Origin of the sequence: Paenibacillus endophyticus (genome assembly GCF_014192395.1) — a bacterium.
GTDB classification, from domain to species: Bacteria; Bacillota; Bacilli; order Paenibacillales; family Paenibacillaceae; genus Pristimantibacillus; species Pristimantibacillus endophyticus.
The window spans coordinates 186,614-206,621 of sequence record NZ_JACHXW010000008.1 but is presented as its reverse complement, the minus strand read 5'-3'; the positions used below and the strand labels follow the sequence as shown (position 1 = coordinate 206,621).

14 protein-coding genes are annotated in these 20,008 nt (G+C 49.8%); 11 read left to right on the top strand and 3 right to left on the bottom strand.

Going from position 1 to position 20,008, the window contains the following annotated elements:
- Positions 1 to 47: 47 nt before the first annotated feature.
- On the top strand, positions 48 to 878 hold the full coding sequence (locus FHS16_RS15540) for a uroporphyrinogen-III synthase (RefSeq protein ID WP_183564047.1): 831 nt from the start codon (positions 48 to 50) through the stop codon (positions 876 to 878).
- A 349-nt stretch (positions 879 to 1,227) separates the two neighbouring features.
- Here the strand turns inward: FHS16_RS15540 and FHS16_RS15535 are convergent, their stop codons facing one another.
- Positions 1,228 to 2,097, bottom strand: a complete 870-nt coding sequence (locus tag FHS16_RS15535; RefSeq protein WP_183564044.1) for a helix-turn-helix domain-containing protein — start codon at positions 2,095 to 2,097, stop codon at positions 1,228 to 1,230.
- Positions 2,098 to 2,259: 162 nt separating this feature from the next.
- Between FHS16_RS15535 and FHS16_RS15530 the strand changes: the two genes are divergently transcribed.
- The gene (locus tag FHS16_RS15530; RefSeq protein ID WP_183564040.1) at positions 2,260 to 3,291 is read left to right on the top strand and encodes an alcohol dehydrogenase catalytic domain-containing protein; all 1,032 of its coding nucleotides are present in this window, start codon (positions 2,260 to 2,262) and stop codon (positions 3,289 to 3,291) included.
- Positions 3,288 to 4,274 carry a Gfo/Idh/MocA family protein gene (locus tag FHS16_RS15525; protein WP_183564037.1) on the top strand — a complete coding sequence of 329 codons (987 nt, stop codon included), beginning with the start codon at positions 3,288 to 3,290 and terminating at the stop codon, positions 4,272 to 4,274. The genes FHS16_RS15530 and FHS16_RS15525 overlap by 4 nt, the downstream gene beginning before the upstream one ends.
- A 156-nt stretch (positions 4,275 to 4,430) precedes the next feature.
- Here the strand turns inward: FHS16_RS15525 and FHS16_RS15520 are convergent, their stop codons facing one another.
- Complete coding sequence (locus FHS16_RS15520) at positions 4,431 to 5,099, bottom strand: GntR family transcriptional regulator (protein ID WP_183564034.1); 669 nt, start codon at positions 5,097 to 5,099, stop codon at positions 4,431 to 4,433.
- A 209-nt stretch (positions 5,100 to 5,308) separates the two neighbouring features.
- On the opposite strand from FHS16_RS15520, the gene FHS16_RS15515 reads away from it, so the two are divergent.
- Positions 5,309 to 6,538, top strand: a complete 1,230-nt coding sequence (locus FHS16_RS15515) for an MFS transporter (protein WP_183564031.1) — start codon at positions 5,309 to 5,311, stop codon at positions 6,536 to 6,538.
- A gap of 459 nt (positions 6,539 to 6,997) precedes the next feature.
- On the opposite strand, the gene FHS16_RS15510 is transcribed toward FHS16_RS15515, so the two are convergent.
- A complete protein-coding gene (locus tag FHS16_RS15510) occupies positions 6,998 to 7,876 on the bottom strand; it encodes an AraC family transcriptional regulator (protein ID WP_183564028.1) in 879 nt (292 codons plus the stop codon).
- 163 nt (positions 7,877 to 8,039) lie between these two features.
- Here FHS16_RS15510 and FHS16_RS15505 point away from each other — a divergent pair, with 163 nt between their 5' ends.
- The 7 genes from FHS16_RS15505 to FHS16_RS15475 all read left to right on the top strand — a co-directional run bounded on the left by FHS16_RS15505 (position 8,040) and on the right by FHS16_RS15475 (position 19,843).
- Positions 8,040 to 9,122, top strand: a complete 1,083-nt coding sequence (locus FHS16_RS15505) for a Gfo/Idh/MocA family protein (protein WP_183564025.1) — start codon at positions 8,040 to 8,042, stop codon at positions 9,120 to 9,122.
- A gap of 24 nt (positions 9,123 to 9,146) precedes the next feature.
- Positions 9,147 to 9,983: a sugar phosphate isomerase/epimerase family protein gene (locus FHS16_RS15500; protein WP_183564022.1), complete on the top strand. Its 837-nt coding sequence runs from the start codon at positions 9,147 to 9,149 to the stop codon at positions 9,981 to 9,983.
- A 225-nt stretch (positions 9,984 to 10,208) separates the two neighbouring features.
- A complete protein-coding gene (locus tag FHS16_RS15495) occupies positions 10,209 to 12,593 on the top strand; it encodes a glycoside hydrolase family 95 protein (RefSeq protein ID WP_183564019.1) in 2,385 nt (794 codons plus the stop codon).
- A gap of 5 nt (positions 12,594 to 12,598) precedes the next feature.
- Complete coding sequence (locus FHS16_RS15490; RefSeq protein ID WP_183564016.1) at positions 12,599 to 15,427, top strand: glycoside hydrolase family 3 C-terminal domain-containing protein; 2,829 nt, start codon at positions 12,599 to 12,601, stop codon at positions 15,425 to 15,427.
- Positions 15,428 to 15,965: 538 nt separating this feature from the next.
- A complete protein-coding gene (locus tag FHS16_RS15485) occupies positions 15,966 to 16,316 on the top strand; it encodes a hypothetical protein (RefSeq protein ID WP_183564013.1) in 351 nt (116 codons plus the stop codon).
- A gap of 175 nt (positions 16,317 to 16,491) precedes the next feature.
- On the top strand, positions 16,492 to 18,294 hold the full coding sequence (locus FHS16_RS15480) for a sensor histidine kinase (RefSeq protein WP_246431765.1): 1,803 nt from the start codon (positions 16,492 to 16,494) through the stop codon (positions 18,292 to 18,294).
- Entirely contained in the window at positions 18,287 to 19,843 is a 1,557-nt protein-coding gene (locus FHS16_RS15475) for a response regulator transcription factor (RefSeq protein ID WP_183564010.1), read from the top strand. Before FHS16_RS15480 ends, FHS16_RS15475 begins: the two co-directional genes overlap by 8 nt.
- Positions 19,844 to 20,008 lie beyond the last annotated feature (165 nt).

Below are 20,008 nucleotides of genomic sequence, written 5' to 3'. Positions count from 1 at the left end.
GACCACGGCTGAGGCTAATTTACCGAAAGTACGGTGGCTTTTAGATTATGGGGATAACTGGGTTGCAAGGAAGACGAATCGTCATTGCCGGGTCGCGAAAAACAGATGAGATGAGCTTGATCATAGAGAAGCAGGGCGGGATTGCACTTACACGTTCCTTGCAGGGATTAACGATGTTCGAAGAGGAGCAGCTGGAGGAACCGCTGCGGAAATTTGCAACTGAAGGTGCCGACTGGGTCATTCTGACGACGGGTTTGGGATCGGACAGCATAATGGGCGCCGCAGATAAGCTTGGTATTGGCGAAGAGGTAAAGGAGCGGCTGTTGCAGGCAAGAATTGCGACTAGAGGGTACAAAACCTCTGCCTTCATGAAGCGGACAGGTCTTAAAGCGACTGTCAGCGATGATGACGGAACGATGCAGGGGCTCATGGAAAACTTATCGGCTTACGGCTTTGAAGGGCAGCGCGTATGGATTCAGCTGCATGGAGAAACAGCGCCTGAGCTGGTCCGCTACCTTCAGGAAAGAGGCGCGGCCCAGGTGGTCTCTGTTCTGCCCTATCGACATGTCCCGCCGGAACCTGCAACACTAGCTTTATTAATGGGAGAGCTCACTGAAGCGGCTGTGGATACCGTTTGTTTCACCACGGCTGTGCAGGTCCATTACTTGTTCAGGCACGCCATCCAGGCTGGCAATCAAGATCAGCTGCTGGAAATCTTCGATAAGCATGTTGTCGCCGCAGCCGTCGGCAAGGTAACCGCTGAAGCACTTACCGAATATGGCGTGAAACGAATGGTCGTCCCGGATATCGAAAGAATGGGCGCACTCATTATCGAAATCGTACGGTATTATGAGCTGCATGATGGTGCAACGACTTAGACTCTCCTCCTTTTGGACAGGAAAGATGATGACAGCTTTTCCTTTTTACTAAAGGAGAGGCTTTTTTTTGACGTATAGGAAAGTATATGGGTTTGCTCCTACTTTCTCTATACGTTTCGCTGAAACGATGGCGTCTATTGAAAGGACGACGTCAGGCGTTTCTTCTTACGCTTATTACTTTTCAATTAACGGTCGTAACCGGGTGCGATTTAATTGAAGCGTCTTAGGAAGGCAAACCGTCTAGAAACGAATGAAACAAATCCTTTCACACAGAATGCCGGTAACCGGCCTTTTGGTTGAAAGGATTTTTTGATGCTCACTCCGTGCCCTTCATCACGTCAAGGCTGAATTACTTTCGATAAGCGCGCGGCGAGCAGCCGAGCTTCTTTTTGAATGCTTTGGAGAAATGCGACGCATTCGCGAAGCCGCAATACTCTGCAATTAAATCGAGCTTATGGTCGGTTCCCGCTAGCAGCTCACTGGCTTTATCGAGTCTTAATCCCAGTAAATATTGATGAGGCGTCACACTGAACAGGCGATGGAAAACAACGTTGAAATGGGATTCGGAATAACCGGCATGCCGCGCCATGTCGACAACGGAAACGGTGCTGGATATGTGCGAGACCAAGAAGGACTTCATCTTGGCAGCAAATTGCTGATCCTCGAACCGGGCAGAGCTTGATTCCTCATAGTCTGTGATTAGAAGGACGAGAAGCTCTGTCGCCAGCTTCTGAGTGAGCAGCATGCTTTGGATGTCATTATGCTTGAAATGGCCAATCATGCGGTAGAGCAGCTCCTTAAGCTGCTGTGGCTGCCTGGGAGCTAGCTTAACGGGAAGCTGGAGCGAAGGGAAGTCGTTCAAACGCGGCTGAAGCAGCTCCATATAGGAAGCTAGGTTCGTTTGGCCAGGTGTAGTAACGAAGCTTTGTTCCCTTAATGGGCTATAGAAGAAATCCAAATGCGCATTCGGCACCAAGCATCTGCCGATTCCTTTTGTCGTAAACAGTTGGCCAGGCTGAATGAGCGCGAAATCGCCAGGCAAAAGCTCATATTCTGTGCCTTCCACGGTAAGCAGGTAACGCCCCTCTTCGAGAAATAAAAACAAATAGTCAAGCAGCCGGCGCTCCCCTTGGAAAAAAGCGCTCTGCTCGAAGCGGTAGCATAGCCGGACAAAAGGCAGGACCGGGTAATCGCTCCAGCTGTTCAATCGTTGCTCCAAAGCATATTTCCTCCTAAACCCACCAGTAGGTGAATACATTCATGGTTTTTGACATCATATTTCATCGTTTTAAACATGATTAGCTAATCATATAGGGCTATTATATGAAATAGCAAGAACGGCAGTCGAAGATTATGACATGTATATCATGGAGGTAGGACAATGACCGCGAACGTTCCAAGGATGATGAGAGTACCGCAATTTTTGGGCAATGGAATAATAGGCTTTAGAGAGGTGGCAGTTCCGACTCCCGGTGTTGGCGAACTGCTGATCGCAGTTAAAGCGAACGCATTGTGCGGGTCTGAGCGAGGTCAGTTCAACGAAGGCTCGGCCTTCACGCCAGGACATGAGTCGGCTGGCATCGTTGCCGCAGCAGGAGCAGGAACGAACTTGGCGGTAGGTACGCCAGGCGTTGTCTATTTGATGGACTACTGCGGACAATGCCGCAGCTGCAGACAGGGATACACGAATCAATGCTTGAGCAAGAAAGGGGATTACGGATTCAATCGGGATGGCGGATATGCGCCATACATGCTGGTCAGCGAAAGTGTATTCTTCCCGATCGATCCGGACATTCCGCTGACGGAGGCTACCATGCTGCTAGACATTATGGGAACAGGCGGACATGCCATTAGAAGGGCGCAGCTTGTGCGGGAGGATATCGAGTCGATTGTCGTCGCAGGCGCCGGGCCGATCGGTCTGGCGGTGCTGTCCATGGCGAAGCTGCTGCTTGGCAGTGATTTGCCTGTGTTTGTGACCGATTATACGCATTATCGTTTGGAGCTTGCCCGGCAAATGGGTGCGGTCCCGGTTCATTTGGGAGAGGCGACGCTGGAGCGCGTCTTGGCGGATGCAGGTTTATCGGGAGTGGATGCGGCATTTGATACGAGCGGCAAAACGGCTGCGCGCCAAACCGCATTGCATATGCTGAATGCCCGCGGTGTGCTCGTTTGCATTGGACACGGGCAAGAGCTTCATCTGCAGGTGTCTTCCGACCTTATCGCAAAGGAGAGAGCTATTCTCGGCAGCGAATATTTTTCTTTCGGTGAGTTGACGGACAACGCGCGGCTATTAGCTGAAAATTTGTTTTATTTGAAGCAGATCATTACGCATCGGTTCGGTCCGGAGTCGCTGCAATCGGCTTTCGAGCTTTTTTTCCAAGGTGAAACGGGCAAGGTGGTCATTGAGCAATGAGTACCCGGAAGCAAACAAAAATCGCGCTAATAGGCGCCGGAGGCTGGGGATACCACCACGCCCGAATCTTTCAAGGTCGTCAGGATGTTGATTTCTGTGCCATAGTCGGCCGTGACGAAAGCAAGACAACGGCGCGGGCAGCGGAGTTCGGAACGAGGGCTTATACAGACATAGCGAGCATGCTGGAGCGGGAAAAACCTGATTTGGTCAGCCTTTGCCTGCCTAACCAAGGACATTTTGACGCGACGCTGCAAATCATTCAAGCTGGAGTGCCTTTGTTAGTAGAGAAGCCGCTCGTGTTCGGAATCAAGGAAGCGGAGACACTGCTGGAAGCGGCAGAAAAAAAAGGATTGTTTTTCGCGATTAATTTCAATCATCGTTATGCGGTTCCCGTTCAGAAGGCAAAAGCAGCGATTGATGCGGGAAGGCTTGGCGATCTCGTGTTTGCATCTTGGCGGTTCGGCGGAGAAGGGGATGGCGGGCACCCGCATGCGAATCTGATTGAAACACAGTGCCATGGCTTTGATATGCTGGAGTATTTATGCGGACCGATTCAATCGGTAATGGCGCAAATGACAAATAAAACGGGGAATGGTTTCTCTACGCTAGCGTTAGCCCTTGCGTTCGAGTCCGGCGCCGTGGGAACGCTGCTTGGCTCCTATGATTCCTCCTACGCATATGCAGGCACGCATGCGCTTGAGCTGAACGGCTCATTAGGCAGAGCGACGATTGAGGACACCGTGAAGCGATACACGTTCCAGCAAGCCGGGAGTGAGACGGCGGAGGTTTGGCAGGCTGGGTATTTCAATGACGCGGATCGTCAATTCCATCTGACCTTCGACAAGCATTTCGACCATTTGCTCCAAGCCTTCCAAGCAGGAGCCGCGCCGCCTGTTCATGCTTCGGCAGGATTTAGGGCGCTTCGGCTTGCATATGCAGCCATTGAATCGTTCGAGTCGGGCAAGCGGATTAGCACGAGATAAGCTTGAATGCCATCATCGTATGAAGAACATCCATCAACATCGACATAACGATACATTCTAACCACGGTATAGGAGCATATGCCAAAAACGAAATTAAGCCTGCCGCGCAGAAGCTTAATCTCGTTTTGCTGAACTCGGCTATGTATGAAGCGTACCTCAAGAAAGCATGCTGTCCAAATGGGCGAGAGGCCGGATAAGGTTATGCTTCATTAGCCGCGAAGCTTCGGCTGCATCGCGGGCCGCAAGTGCGTTGATGATCGCTTCATGATCATCGGCTGCGGCCTGTGATTCCCAGTTCGGCCGCTTGAAGAAGATGTATTTGTACCTTCTAATATGCATTTGCAGCGAGGAGCAGAAAGTTAGAATATGCTGATTGTTCGCAACATGAAGAATCGTTTCGTGAAACTCCTCGTCGTATTCCATCGCCTCATAAAGCTGTTCCTTATTTACGCTATCGCTGAAGCTGGCATTAATGGAACGAAGCTGCTCGATATTTTCCTGTTGGATGAGTTCGCATGCCAGCTCGGCGGCCAATGCCTGTAGCACGGTTAACGGTGCGTAAAGCTTTATGATATCTTCTTTTTCAAGTGTTGTAACGCGAGTTTCTTTGCCTGGAAACGTCTGAATCAAGCCTTGTACCTCAAGCAGCTGGAAGGCTTCTCTAATCGGAGTGCGGCTGACGCCTAGCGCTTCGGAAAGCTCGGTGTCGATGAGCTTCTCGCCTGGCTGAAGCGTGCCGTCAATAATCCATTTTTGAAGCTGGCCGAGTGTACGTTCCTTGGCGGAGAGTCTAACCGGTGTTGAATAGTCTGTTGGAATAGGCAACGGAGGCCCTCCTTATATTGGAATGTTGCCGTAACACTTGTTGTTCGTCTCTTGCAACCCTATATAATATATCGCAGGGTGGACAGTGTAGGCAAACGAAAAGCAGCAGCGGCATAAATCTTGTATTGCTATTCTATGTAAATCGAAATATAATATGCGATATATCACATATCGCATATTATAGATGTCGGTAAAGGAGAAGTGACACCATGTCAAGCAATCAAGCCGCGTTAGCAGCGCCTCCGTCCGCGATGAAGACGGTTTACCCCTTATTGTTCGCGATTAGCTTCGTTCATCTCGTTAATGATTCGATCCAATCGGTCGTTCCTGCATTATTTCCGATTTTGAAGGATTCGCTGTCGCTCAGCTTTGCGCAAATCGGGTTAATTTCCTTAATGATCAACTTGACCGCAGCGCTGCTGCAGCCGGTTATTGGGATCTTATCGGATTCGCATCCGAAGCCGATGCTCCTGCCAATCGGCATGCTGTTCACGCTTGGAGGGGTAGCTGCACTCTCGTATGCAAACCAATTCTGGGTGGTCATGGCTGCTGTTATGCTCATTGGCATAGGCTCAGCGGTATTTCATCCAGCCTCTGCCCGAGTTTCTTATTTGGCCTCCGGCGCGAAAAAAGGGACAGGCCAGTCGATTTTTCAATTCGGCGGCAATATTGGCCAATCGTTAGCCCCCATCATGACGGCGGTATTATTTGTCCATACGGGGCAGAAGGGGGTAGTTTGGTTCGCGTTAGTCGTAACCATTGGCATCTTGATTCAGTTCAACGTGGCGAAATGGTATGGGAAACAGCTTGCGCTTGTGCCTGCAAGAGGTACGGCGCGAGCGGCGAAACCCGTCTCCCAGATGAATGTGACGACGGGGAAAGTCATATTTGCGATTACGATTTTAATGGTTTTGGTTTTTTCCAAAAACGTATATATTGCGGCTATCAGCAGCTATTATTCGTTTTATGCCATTAGTCATTTTGGATTATCGCTAACCGGGGCGCAAATCGTTTTGTTCGTTTTTTTGGCTGCCAACGTGATTGGTTTGCTATTAGGGGGAATGCTCGCGGATAAGTTCAGCCGCCGAAGCTTGATTTGGTTTTCGATATTGGGTACGGCACCGTTTGCGCTGCTCTTGCCGTATGCCAATTTGACCTTTTCGATCATTTTAATCTTTTTCGCCGGCCTTATATTGGCTTCTGCTTTTTCGGTTATCTTGGTCTACGCGAATGAGCTGCTGCCAGGCAGAGTCGGCCTAGTCTCCGGTGTGTTTTTCGGAATGGCATTCGGACTTGCCGGCATTGGATCGGCGATACTGGGCCATTTGGCGGATTCGATGGGAATCGAGTTTGTCATTCGCTGCACGTCATATTTACCGTTGCTCGGTATGCTTACCATTCTGCTTCCCTCCGACCGAAAGGGCTCGGCAAGAAGGTAAGCTCTTCATAATTTCTATAACCGGACAATTTCCACGTTGTCCCCGCCCACATACAATAATGGTGTAGAGCCTATTCGGTGCAGGGAGGGGAGTAGCGCTGTGAGTAAGCGGACTTTAATGGTCGTGTCGCTTGTCATTTACGTATTGCTAGCCGTCTTGTTCGTGGTCTTGTCCATAACTCATTAAACACATAACCAAGCAAGGGCTGCCTGTACAGTAGAGAGATCTACTGGAGGCAGCCCTTGCTTATGGGTACGGTTCTTCTTGACGTATAGGAAAGGATATGAAGTTGCTCATCCTTTCTCTATACATTTCGCCGAAACGATGGCGTCTATAGAAAGGACGCCGTCAGGCGTTTCTTCTTAAAATATAGGAAAGTATATCATTACGCCAACTTTCTCTATATTTCTACGCGAAACGTAAGCTTAGCCGCCAGAGGACGGCTTCAGCCGTTTACGCTTAGACAAGCAGATCTGGGGATAGCTTCATTTTCCGATAATCCTTCGGCACGACGCCTTTCGTTTCGCGGAAGATGCGCGAAAACGTTTTGTAGGAGCCATAACCGACCTCAAGCGCAATCTCGGCAACGCTCATGTCGGTGGAAACGAGCAGGCTGCATGCGTGCCTAAGCCGCAGATCATGCAGGAAGTGGACAAAGGTCTGCCCAGTTGTCTGTTTGATCACTTCGCTTATTCTTGAGACGCTGAGGGAAAATTGGCTTGCAAGGTCGGATAAGGCGAGCTCCTCCTGATAATGGCGATGAATGTAGTGGATGATCGGCCAGATTGAAGCGCTCGACCGAGACGCCATCTTGGTCACATCCGCTACAGCCGACGATTTTCTCCGGTACCGGTCGAAGCAGATTAGAATTTCTTTGAGCTTTGCTTGCAGCATGGTTCTGCGCCAAGGCTCCTTGCCTTTGTATTCGACGTACATTTCTTCAATCAGGCGCGTCATCCTATCATTATCCTCACCGCTCAGCTGGACGAAAGGCGGCCAGCCATTCTGGTCGTTAAGGCCGAGCAAGCCATCTTCTTGGCCGGGTTCCATTAGGAGATCCATGCTGAACATGCAGTTGTAGAGAACGAGCGTGCTGCCCGGCTCCGTAAACAACTCGTGCACCTGATAGGGCAATACGAAGGTGAACGTTCCAGGCAGCATTTGATGCCGCGCGTCGTTAATGGATTCAGAGCCTCTGCCGTCCACGACATATGAAAATTCCAAAAAGTCATGACGATGCGGCCGAAAGCCATGATAAAGGCGATTCAAGCTGATGTGGAGCGGCGAAGAGGTATTCATATTTGGATACGTTTTCAAATAATCGGGTATATAGGTCATGAATGAATGGATTCCTCCGAAAAACTGAGACTTTTACCGAAAAACAAGCACGATTTCTCATCTCGTTTATTCTAACATAAATACAGGGACCAAGCGCTCGCAATTCAACGGAAGGTTGCGAAAGGCTGCTTTGCTTTTCACTAAAATCGCAGGAGGAATTCCAATGACGACTGGAAATAAAATAAGAATCGGATTGATCGGCGCGGGAAATATCGGCAACGTGCATGCAAGCGAGTTTTCAAAGCTAGGTGAGGAGTGCGTTATTACGGCTGTGACGGACCTTGATTTGTCCCGGGCGGAGAAAGCTGCAAAGCAGTACGGGATCGAACATGTAATCGCTTCAAATGAAGAGCTAATCAATCGTTCGGATATTGATGCCATTATCATTGGCGTGCCGAATCAATTTCATGCTCCGCTTGCTGTACAGGCGTTGGAGGCTGGAAAGCATGTGCTGCTGGAAAAACCAATGGGTATTAATAGCGAGGCTGCACGCGAAATATTGAAAGCAAGCGAAGCATCCGACCGCGTATTGATGGTTGCTCATCAAATGCGCTGGGAATCCGTTGCCATGCAAATCAAGGAGCAAATCGACCGCGGCGAGCTTGGAAAAATATATTCGGCCAAAACAGGGTGGTTCCGACGTAAAGGCATTCCGGGCTGGGGGACTTGGTTCACGCAAATGGATCAGTCAGGCGGCGGCCCGCTTATCGATATAGGCGTACACATGCTTGATCTTGCGTTATACTTAATGGGCAATCCAAAGCCGGTATCGGTATTTGGTTCTACTTATGCCGAGTTCGGACCAAAACGCAAAGGGATCGGTACTTGGGGAACGCCTGATTGGGACGGCACTTATGATGTAGAGGATCTGGCAACGGCATTGATCAAAATGGAAGACGGCAGCACGTTATCGCTTGAAGTGAGCTGGGCTGTGCATATGGATACGGACAACTCGCCGTTTATCCATGTCATGGGCTCAGAGGGCGGAGCGAGCTACCGCGGCTCCGAAGGCAAGCTGCTCACAGAAAAATTCGATCGTCCGATTGAAAGCACGCTTAGCAGAGCGGAAAACGACGAAGGAGAACGCGCCCGCCTAAGCAGACACTTCCTGGCATGCATCCGTGATGGCAAGCAGCCGATTACATCGGTATTATCCGGATTTACGAACAACCTCGTGCTGGATGCAATCTATGAGTCCTCACGCACGGGCAATGAGGTTAAGTTGAATTGGAACTTAAACGAATAGTAGACGAAACGAGGAGGCATTCAAATGCTGAGAGGATTAACAGGAGCAGGGCTTGGCCGTATCGAAAGCGATGAGCGCTTGATTGAGCTTGCTGGCGCAAACGGCTTCCAGGCGGTAGACATTGACGCGTATTCGCTCATCGAGCGTCACGGCTTGGAGAAAGCGCGTGAGCTGCTGGCAAGCAATGGCGTAGTGATCGGTTCGTTCGGATTGCCAGTAGAGTGGAGAACGACGGAAGAAGCATTTCTGGAAGGCTTAGAGAAGCTCGCAAGATCAGCCGCAGCAGCGGCTGCGCTTGGCTGCACAAGCTGCTGCACGTATATTTTACCGTCAACGGACTTGAAGGCGGCGCGCTTCATGGCACTTGCGACTCGCAGGCTGCGTACATGCGCCCAAATTCTTGGCGCATACGGTATCCGTCTTGGTCTTGAATTCGTCGGGCCGCATCATCTGCGTACGCGTTGGGCCAATCCTTTCATATGGACGCTTGAGGAGACGCTGGAATGGATCGACACAATCGGCGAGAGCAACGTCGGATTGCTGTTCGATGCCTACCACTGGTATACAAATGAGCTTGCAATATCGGATATCGAAGCGCTGCGCCCTGATCAAATCGTACATGTGCATATCAATGACGCTCCCGACGTACCGGTTGGGGAAGCGCTTGATAATGGCCGCATTTACCCAGGCGAAGGTGTGATCGACTTGGAAGGTTTTCTTCGCGCGCTGGCGAAAATCGGATACAAAGGTGCCGTCTCACAAGAGATTTTGACGGCTGAAGCGCCAAATGAGACTCCGGAGGAGCTTGTGAAGCGCTCCAAGTCCGGATTCGACAAAGTGTTCGGCGCTGCAGGACTGTAACCAATAGCGACAACCGACAGCGAGTCGGAAAGGGGCCGTCCCATCAGTCATTAAAATGACGATGGGACGGCCCCTTTTTTGCGCATTTTCGCATGCAAGTGCTAATTTCCATATGAATTTTTATGAAATCTAATGGGTACTGTACGAGAGGTGATTTCCGTTATGATGAATAATAACCTTTTCTATATCAAGTGAGATCACAAGAGATCATAGGAGACCAACAATATGAGCGATAGATTAGAGCAGGAACAAGCATGGAAGCTTTGGTATAAGCAGCCTGCCCTCAGATGGGAAGAGGCGCTGCCGATCGGCAATGGCCGAATAGGCGGCATGGTATTCGGAGGCGTACAGCAGGAGAGAGTACAGCTTAATGAAGATACGCTGTGGTCGGGTTTTCCGCGCGATACAAACAATTACGAAGCGCTGCGCTATCTAAAGCGATCACGAGAATTGATCCTGGAGAAACGTTTCGTTGAAGCGGAACAGCTAATCGAAGCCCGTATGCTAGGAACGAATACGGAGTCTTACCAGCCGATGGGCGACTGGTTCATAGAGCAGCGCTTCGCACTGTCGGATGCACAGCCTGAAGCCTACATCCGCGAGCTGGACATCGATGCGGGAGTGGCCGGCGTTCGATTCCGAGTCGGACAAACACAGTATAAACGCGAGCTGTTTGCAAGCACGCCTGACCAGATTCTTTGCATGAAATATGAGGCAGAGGGCGAGCAAAGATTGGAACTGACAGCATCTATGCAAGCTGACGTTCCGTATTTTCTCTCCGCTACAGGCGGGAGCGCTATTACGATGCATGGCCGCTGTCCGAGTCATGTGGCGGACAATTATTGGGGAGACCATCCCATGGCGGTGCAGTACGAGGACAGCCGGGGCATTCAATTCCAGGCGAAGCTGCACGTTGTCATTGAAGGCGGCAAGGCATCCGTCACAGACGACCACAAGCTGGTCATAGCGGGTGCACGGTCAGCTGTTTTCCTTCTAAGCGCGGCGACTAGCTTTAAGGGGTTTGACCGTCAGCCGTCAAAAAGCGAAGGCGAATTAGCCGCGCAAAATGATCGCGTGCTCGCGGCTGCGTTGTCGCTTGGCTATGAACGGCTCCGCGAACGGCATGTAAATGACCATCGCAGGCTGTTTCAGCGCGTACAAATCGATTTAGGACTAACAACGAACGCGAAGCTGCCTACTGACCTGCGGCTTGAGGCGTATAAGCAAGGCGAACAGGATCCGCAGCTTGAAGCGTTATATTTTCAATACGGCCGTTATTTGCTTATGGCAAGCTCGCGCCCGGGCACGCAGCCTGCCAATCTGCAGGGCATATGGAATGATCGCGTGCAACCGCCTTGGAACAGCGACTATACGACCAATATCAATACGCAAATGAATTATTGGCCAGCCGAACTTGGCAATCTGAGTGAATGCCATGAGCCGCTGTTGCAAATGATCGAGGAACTAAGTAAGACGGGAGCGCGTACGGCTGCGATACACTATAACAGTGCGGGCTGGGTTGCCCATCATAATGTGGATCTATGGCGGACGGCGACGCCGACAGCCGGCCATCCAAGCTGGGCTTTCTGGCCAATGGGCGGCGTCTGGCTCACTCAGCATCTTTGGGAGCATTACTTGTACAACCCCGATTTGCCCTTTTTGCGCGATAAGGTTTTCCCGATTATGAAAGGTGCAGCCTTATTCTGCTTGAACTGGCTGCAGGAAAATGAGCAAGGCTTGTTAATGACCGTGCCGTCAACCTCGCCGGAGAACAAATTTTTGACTAAGGAGGGCGAGGCAAGCAGCGTTGCTGAATCGTCAGCCATGGATATTACGTTAATTGGCGAGCTGTTCGACCGTTGCATTAGCGCGGCCGGCTTGCTTCAGCAGGATGAGGCGTTTGCCCAGCGGATTGCTGGAGCTATGCTTAAGCTTCCTAAGCTGCAAGTGAATGCGAATGGGTTATTGCAGGAATGGCATGAGTGCTTCGAGGAGCATGAGCCGGGGCATCGCCATGTTTCCCATCTCTACGGCTTGTATCCAGGTACATCGATCAACCAAGAGACATCGCCTGAGCTTGTTGAGGCTAGCCGCCGTTCACTCGAAAGCCGAATTCAAAACGGAGGCGGACATACGGGCTGGAGCTGTGCATGGCTGATTAATCTGTACGCTAGGCTAAAAGACAGTGAAGCCTCCTATCGTTTTATTCATACGCTATTGGCACGTTCAACCCATCCGAATCTGTTCGATGATCATCCGCCGTTCCAGATCGATGGCAACTTTGGCGGTACGGCTGGCATTGCTGAGCTCCTGCTGCAAAGCCATATGGAGCGAATTGTCCTACTGCCGGCACTGCCGGCAGCTTGGCCGAGTGGTTCCGTACATGGGCTTAAAGCAAGAGGCGGTTTTGTCGTTGATATGGATTGGAAGGATGGCAAGCTGATTTCAGCCCGCGTTCATTCTACTCATGGCAGCGTTTGCTACGTGCAAGCTGGCTGCAGCATTGCGATACAAAATTCGGATGGCCATTTTATAGATGGATCGAAGTCTTTTCAGACGAGTAAAAATGAATGGTACAGCATCATGCCTGTACAAACAGAAGGAGTGTAAACATAATGACGACTCATACTGAGTATCCTTTTCAAAATACCGGCCTCCCGCTTGAAGAACGGGTAACCGACCTCGTTTCCCGGTTTACACTGGATGAGAAGATTGATTCAATGGTGCAATATCAACCGGAAATCACTCGTTTAGGCGTGAAGCCTTACAAGCATGGTACTGAAGCAGCCCATGGGATGGCATGGCTGGGAGAAGCAACCACCTTTCCGCAGCCGATCGGACTTGGCTGCACATGGAATCCTGTTCTGCTGAAGGAAGTAGGCTCGGCCATCGGTGATGAGGCTCGTGTCTATTATCAGAAAAACCCGGCGATTAACGGTTTGACGTTGTGGGCGCCAACCGTAGATATGGAGCGCGATCCGCGTTGGGGACGGACCGAGGAGGCTTACGGCGAGGACCCGAAGCTCACAGGCGAGCTAACCGCAGCGCTCGTACAAGGCATTCAGGGCGACCATCCGCTATATTTCAAAGCCGTCGCGACCTTGAAGCATTTTATCGGCAACAACAATGAAATCAACCGCGGCAGCTGTTCCGCGAGCATTGACCCGCGCAACATGAAGGAATATTACCAAGCAGCGTTTAAGCCGGCCTTTGTGAAGGGCGGGGCGCATTCCATGATGACGTCTTATAACTCCGTTAACGGAACGCCGACCATTCTGCATGAGGATGTAAACAAAGTAGTCAAGGAAGAATGGGGCATGAACGGGTTTATCGTCAGCGACGCCGGAGATCTGCTCGGCATCGTAAACGACCATCATTATTATGAATCTTATAAAGAAGCGGTAGCCCATTCCATCAAAGCGGGGATCGACAGCATTACGGATGATAAAGAAAAATCATGCGCTGCGATTCGCGAAGCTTTGGATGAAGGGCTTCTGACGGAGAAGCATCTTGACAAAGCGCTAATGAATACGTTTCGTGTCCGTTTCCGTCTAGGCGAGTTCGATCCGGCTGAGCAGAATCCTTACGCGGACATGCCGGAATCGAAGTTATGTGCGCCGGAGCATGGGGAGCTGTCGCTGCAAGCGGCACGAGAATCAATCGTATTGCTCAAAAACGAGAATAAGGCTTTGCCGCTTAGCAAGGAAAAGCTGGACCATATTGCCGTAATTGGGCCGCTTGCCGATGTGGTATACCGCGACTGGTATTCAGGAACTTTGCCTTACAAGGTTACGCCATTGGAAGGCATCAAAAGCAAGCTCAAAGGGAAAACGGTCACTTTCAGCAGCGGGAATGACCGCATCGAATTAAAATCGGCTGCGAACGGAAAAGCGTTGCGTGCAGTTGTTAACAATGAGAATCGCCTGCGAGCGTCTGAACCTGCGGCGGAAGGCGATCATTTCGAGCTTACGGATTGGGGCTGGGGAAGCTGCACGCTGGAGAATCAAACGACAGGCAAGCTGCTGACAAGCGCGGACGACGCGAATGTCGCAGCGGCGGCCGACGAAGCTTTCGGCTGGTACGTGAAAGAAGTATTCAAGCTCGATGAGCAGGGAAACGGCCAGTTCGCGATCCGTACATGGAATGGCAAATTGGTCACTGCTCCGAACGGAGGCAATGATTCGCTGCAAGTTGCGGAGACGGCTGAGATCGGCGGCAACGAGCTCTTCACCAAAAACGTCATCGTGGACGGACTTGCTGAGGCAGTTGCGGCAGCTAAGGTAGCTGAAACGGCAATCGTAGTTGTAGGCAATAATCCGCTCATAAACGGCAAGGAAGAGATTGACCGTCCAAGCTTGGAGCTTGCCGAATCACAGAATGCTTTGATCAGCGCCGTATACGAAGCGAATCCGAATACAGTCGTAGTCGTTATCGGCAGCTATCCGTTTACATTGAATGCCGTCAATGAGCAAATACCTGCAGTAATCTATTTGTCTCATGCGGGACAAGAGCTGGGAAATGCTATTGCGGATGTGCTCTTCGGCGATTATTCGCCTGCGGGACGCCTTAATATGACATGGTACAAATCTGCGGAGCAGCTTACGGATTTGATGGATTATGATATTCAAAAGGGGAAAAGAACCTATTTGTACTTCGATGGGGAGCCTTTGTACCAGTTCGGCCACGGACTTAGCTATGCATCCTTCGCATACAGCCCGCTTGAATTGACGAATGACGCTACGAGCTTGGATGGCCGTGTTACGGCAAGGCTGCAGGTGACGAATACTTCGAGAATTACGGCAGACGAGGTCGTTCAATTGTACGTAAGAACCGCTGGCTCAAGGGTGGATCGTCCGCTCAAAAAGCTGGTCGGCTTTACGCGGATTACGCTGCAGGCAGGAGAAACGCGGGATGTCGAGCTTATCGTTCCAGCGGAGGAGCTTGCGCTTTGGGATGTTACGCGCGACCGCTTTTGTCTGGAGACGGCAGCCTATACGTTCAGCGCAGGCGGCTCCTCCGATGACATCAAGGCATCAGCCACGATCAGCATCACTTGCGAAACGATTCCGGCGCGAAATCTATCCTTGCAAACGCGCGCGGAAAACTATGACGATTATGCCAATGTGTATCTCGATGAGAGCAAGGAGGGCGGTACGGCCGTGCGCCTGCTGCAAGCGGAAGGCTGGATTAAATTCTCTGATATTGATTGGTCCTACGGATCAGCCGAATTTGAGGCTCGCGTATCGGGAGGCGGGCAAGGCGGCGAACTGCGTATTCGCATTGGAGCTAAGGATTCTGAGGTTATCGGATCATGCACAGTAAGCGCTAGCGGTGAACAAGAATGGCAAACGGTGAGCATCCAGCTGCCGGGGGTCAAGCCAGAAGGCGATTTAGTCATTAGCCTGCATGGAAGCGTGAAGCTGAGCGGTTTCCGCGTCCGCTAATGCAAAGGAATGGTTCATAGGTAGGGGTTGACTCAAAAGGGGGGCGCTCCTTGAAAAAGTAGCTCGCACTATCGAAAACAAGAAAAAATGCGCATTAAACAAGCGTTGCAGAGGGCTATTCTGCAACGCTTGTTTTTGATTTTGGTCTCTTGCTGATTTCTTTAGCAATTGATGGTAAACGGAGCATGTAAATGATTCTGGAGAAGCGTCAGCGGTCGTTTTTGTGAAGGGATTCCAACCTTTCCTCGTTGATTCAATGGAATCCCTGAGCGATGGCGATCGGAAGAATATTTATATGTGCAGTTTGGCGTTAAGCCTAAATAACTACGGGTATATTGCATCGATGTACGGAGCATTTAAATGATTCTGGAGAAGCGTCAGCGGTCGTTTTTGTGAAGGGATTCCATCCTATCCTCGTTGATTCAAAGGAATCCCTGAGCAAGGAGGATCGGAAGAATATTTAAATGTGCAGTTTGCAATTTTGGATGGCATTCATTATCCTTGAACATAGCATTTCAACTTGGTGGGGGGAAACGTTGTGGTCAGTGGAATCGAATTGAATTTGTACAACGATTGGATTGAAACGGTGAAGGAGATTTTTCGAGGCTCCCCGCACGCGCTGCCGGAGAACATTAGAGGTCTGGATATCGCAGTGGCTTATTTTCTCCAAACCGCGCAATCGGATGAAGAGGCGGAAGTGCTGGCTGAGCAGAATAAAGAACGCTTCATCCTTATGGAAAAGGCGATTAGGGACAATTTTGAATCCGTCATTCTTCCGGATATACGCAGCCGTACGGGCTATGCCGGCGAAACTTTCGCATTCAAGTGGGTTTATAATCAAGGCGAGCATATTGTAGAGGTTCACTCTGAATACCGGATTCCGCTCTGATTCAGGGCGGTTTTTGCTATGGGCAAGCAAGGTTTCGCATATGTCTAATTGTTATATGATAAAATAACGAATAAATTATGTATGAATGCGTCTTCCCCCGCTTTATAATATAGGATGCTTCAAATGAACGCGAATAAAAGTAAACGCTTTCCTTGATGAAGGAGGAGCAGCCTGCATGATGAATAGCATCAGAGCGCTTGCACTTAGCATGGACAATATCCGTATCAAAAAAAAGCTGATTATTTCATTTATTCTCGTCGTATTCGTGCCGGTGCTGATCGTAGGCATTTTCTTGACCGTCGCTTTTCGCCAAAACGTGCTGGATCAAGCCACTCAGCAAATTACGAACAACGTGGAACGGATAAAGAAGCAGACGTTCGATATCATTCGGATGCCGATCGAAATTTCGGACAAGTTGCTCGTTGATAGCCGGTTAACGAACGTTGTCAATACCCAATACGATTCGACCTTTGAAGTCGTGAAGGCTTTTTGGGATTATCGTGATTTCCGGGATTACATTCAATTGTATAGTGAGATTTACAATATCCGATTCTATACGACGAATATGACGATCTTAGACAACTGGGAGTTTCTTAAGGTTACTGATGCGATAAAAGAGAAGCCGTGGTATCAATCCGCACAAGGAGAGGAAGGCATCCACTGGGGCTATATTGGTGACGAAACGAAAAATAACCGCAATTATTTGAGCTTGATCCGAAAAATCACATTTCCCACATATCGGACCAATGGCGTGCTCGTCATTGGCGTGAATCAAGTCGAATTAAACGCAATGGTCAGCCAAGAGCCGTTTGATACGATGATTATTGATGACCATGGCTTTATGGTTGCTGCAAAAAACCCGGATTGGATCGGAAAAAATATTGATGACTTGGACTTCGCCAGCCAATTAACGGATAAGGCAGAGGGGACCTATGCGTTTAAATATGATGGAAAGCCATCAAAGATCGTTATTGAGGATCTTATGCCCGATTCCAGCCGAAACGGTTTAAAAATCGTATCCGTATTTACCATCGACAGCATCGTAAGCGGAGCTAACCGCATCAGCCTTCTTGGTTTTGGCATTATTATGCTTAGCCTTGTTATCGCGTTTATTCTCATTTATATCTTCTCGTCGATCCTAGCGAAGCGCATGCTGGTGCTGAACAAGGATATGAACAAAGTGGCGATGGGCGATTTGAACGTTATATCGCATGTAACCGGCAATGATGAGATCGGTATTCTCTCGAAGCAATTCAATAACATGGTAGTCAGCATACGGGGCTTGATGGACGAGGTTTCTGAATCGCACAAGCAGCAGGCACAGCTTCAACTGCGGCAGAAGGAAATCAAGCTGAAGATGATGGCGAGCCAGATTAATCCGCATTTCTTATTCAACGCGCTCGAATCGATACGCATGAAAGCGCATATTAAAGGCGAGACGGAAATATCCTCGATCGTTCGCATGCTTGGCAAAATGATCCGTCGCAACCTAGAGATCGGCACGCGCAAGATTGCTTTGAAGGACGAGCTTGAGATTGTCCGCTGCTACTTGGAAATTCAGAAGTTCAGATATGGCAATGACCGGTTGACCTTCCGTCTGGAAGTGGATCCCACAGGTCAGGACATTGAAGTTCCGCCGCTTATTATTCAACCGCTTATCGAGAATGCGGTCGTACACGGACTAGAGAATATTGCCGAGGGAGGCTTTGTTTTGCTAACGACGCAGTTGATCGACCAGAAGCTGCGTGTCGAGGTTTCGGACAATGGCGTTGGGATTAGCGAAATGAAGATCAATGAAATCAAGGCGTCGCTACATGATATGGAAGAGGATGAGGAATACCGAATAGGGCTGCGCAACGTCCATCAACGGCTCGTCATGATTTATGGGGAGGGCGTAGGCTTAACCTTGACAAGTGAGCTAGGAGCCGGTACACGCATCACTTTTGAAATTCCGATAGGGGGTCATTCATTTGCATAAGGTACTAATTGTCGACGATGAGCCGATGATCCGAGAAGGGCTTCAAACCTTGGTAGACTGGAATAAATACGGATTCTCGGTCGTAGGAACAGCGTCAAACGGCCGTGAGGCGATAGAAAAGCATGCAGCGCTTGCTCCAGATTTGATCTTGATCGATATTCGGATGCCTGGCATGGATGGGCTCCAAGCCATCGAGGAAATAAGAAAAAAGGATATCATCTGCCATTTCTTAATATTGAGCGGCTACGCCGAGTTTAATTATGCCAAGCAGGCGATCGCTCATCAGGTGGACGGGTATATATTGAAGCCGATTGATGAGGATGAGCTGGAGAGCTATGTGGAACGAATCGCGAATCAACTTGTAAGCCGGACAGAGCAGAAGCACAATTCCGAGCAGACAACGGTCCTGCTTCGTGAAGAAATGCTGCAGCAGCTTGCCGCAGGCAAGCTTGACGCAGACGCTGCCCGGAATGCGGAATTCAAAGCTTTATTGGGAGAACCGGCCAAATATTATCAAATGCTGCTCATCGAGCTTTATAGCAGAGAGCATTCATTGACAATGAATGCAACCCTCAAAAAGAAGCTCGCAGACCGGATGTCGCAGAAGCAGCTCGGCTGGGCGTTCTCAGCTGAGCCATACGTAGGCTTGCTGCTGAAGGATTATTTGCTGCAGGACGGATCGCGCGAGCAGATGAAGCAATGGATTGAAGAATGCTGCGGTTCGAAAGTGAGATTCGTAGCGGTTGCATCGGAACCCGTGCGCGAGCCGAATGAGCTTCTTGCCTCCATTCCGGCAGTGAGAAACGTATTAAAACGGCGTTTCATGCTGCAGGGACAGCAAATCCATTTGGCTGGTCGGGCAGAGGATGCAATGGTGAGCGTCTCCGAAAATAGAGAGGAGCTATCCCTCGAGGCATTAGCTCAGAAGCTCTATTATATGATCGATATCGGGAATATAGAGGGCGCGGGCCAAGCGATTCAGAACGCAGCCGATCAAATATGCGCCTATGATGCTTCTGAGCAATTCATCAAATCGAGCTGGGCTCAGCTATTAACAATCGTCCTGAATAAAGCCGCATTATCCAATCCTCAAGTCTCCATGCAGGAGGATCTGTCCATGATCACGGCGCTCTATCTGGCGCATCATAATCAGGAAATGCTCGTCCAGCTTCAACAGCGTTTGGCTGATTTGACGGCGAAGATCGGGAAGTCTGACAGTCTGTCTGTGATGAAGCAGATGACGGACTTTATCGAAAGGCATTATAGCGAGAATATTAAACTGGAAACGTTGGCTGACCTATTTAATTACAATAGCGGCTATCTGGGCAAAATGTTCAAAAACTATACCGGCGAGCATTTTAATACGTATTTGGATCAGGTACGCATTCAGCATGCGATCGAGCTCCTGCAGGAGGGCTTGAAGGTTCATCAGGTATCTGAACGGGTTGGATACGCGAACGTTGATTATTTCCACAGCAAATTCAAAAAATATAAGGGTGTTTCTCCTTCTTCCTATAAAAGCATTTCAGGCAAATCGCAATCAGAATAGCTGAGTGGAAGTCCAAACATCCGATACTTCACTTTATTGCGTCTATATCGTTGCTCCAATGCGGGAGCAATAGATATAGACGTTTTTATATGGTCTATAGTAACCAATGGTTATGAAAGCGCTTGAAAGTGCTTATTTTGATATGATTTTAGAACGAATTTACTG

Bases quoted from the DNA above. Each gene is read 5' to 3' on its own strand.
- FHS16_RS15505 (WP_183564025.1), top strand. From the start codon at position 8,040: ATGACGACTGGAAATAAAATAAGAATCGGATTGATCGGCGCGGGAAAT.
- FHS16_RS15515 (WP_183564031.1), top strand. From the start codon at position 5,309: ATGTCAAGCAATCAAGCCGCGTTAGCAGCGCCTCCGTCCGCGATGAAG.
- FHS16_RS15510 (WP_183564028.1), bottom strand. From the start codon at position 7,876: ATGACCTATATACCCGATTATTTGAAAACGTATCCAAATATGAATACC.
- FHS16_RS15495 (WP_183564019.1), top strand. From the start codon at position 10,209: ATGAGCGATAGATTAGAGCAGGAACAAGCATGGAAGCTTTGGTATAAG.
- FHS16_RS15530 (WP_183564040.1), top strand. From the start codon at position 2,260: ATGACCGCGAACGTTCCAAGGATGATGAGAGTACCGCAATTTTTGGGC.
- FHS16_RS15525 (WP_183564037.1), top strand. From the start codon at position 3,288: ATGAGTACCCGGAAGCAAACAAAAATCGCGCTAATAGGCGCCGGAGGC.
- FHS16_RS15490 (WP_183564016.1), top strand. From the start codon at position 12,599: ATGACGACTCATACTGAGTATCCTTTTCAAAATACCGGCCTCCCGCTT.
- FHS16_RS15500 (WP_183564022.1), top strand. From the start codon at position 9,147: ATGCTGAGAGGATTAACAGGAGCAGGGCTTGGCCGTATCGAAAGCGAT.
- FHS16_RS15480 (WP_246431765.1), top strand. From the start codon at position 16,492: ATGATGAATAGCATCAGAGCGCTTGCACTTAGCATGGACAATATCCGT.
- FHS16_RS15540 (WP_183564047.1), top strand. From the start codon at position 48: ATGGGGATAACTGGGTTGCAAGGAAGACGAATCGTCATTGCCGGGTCG.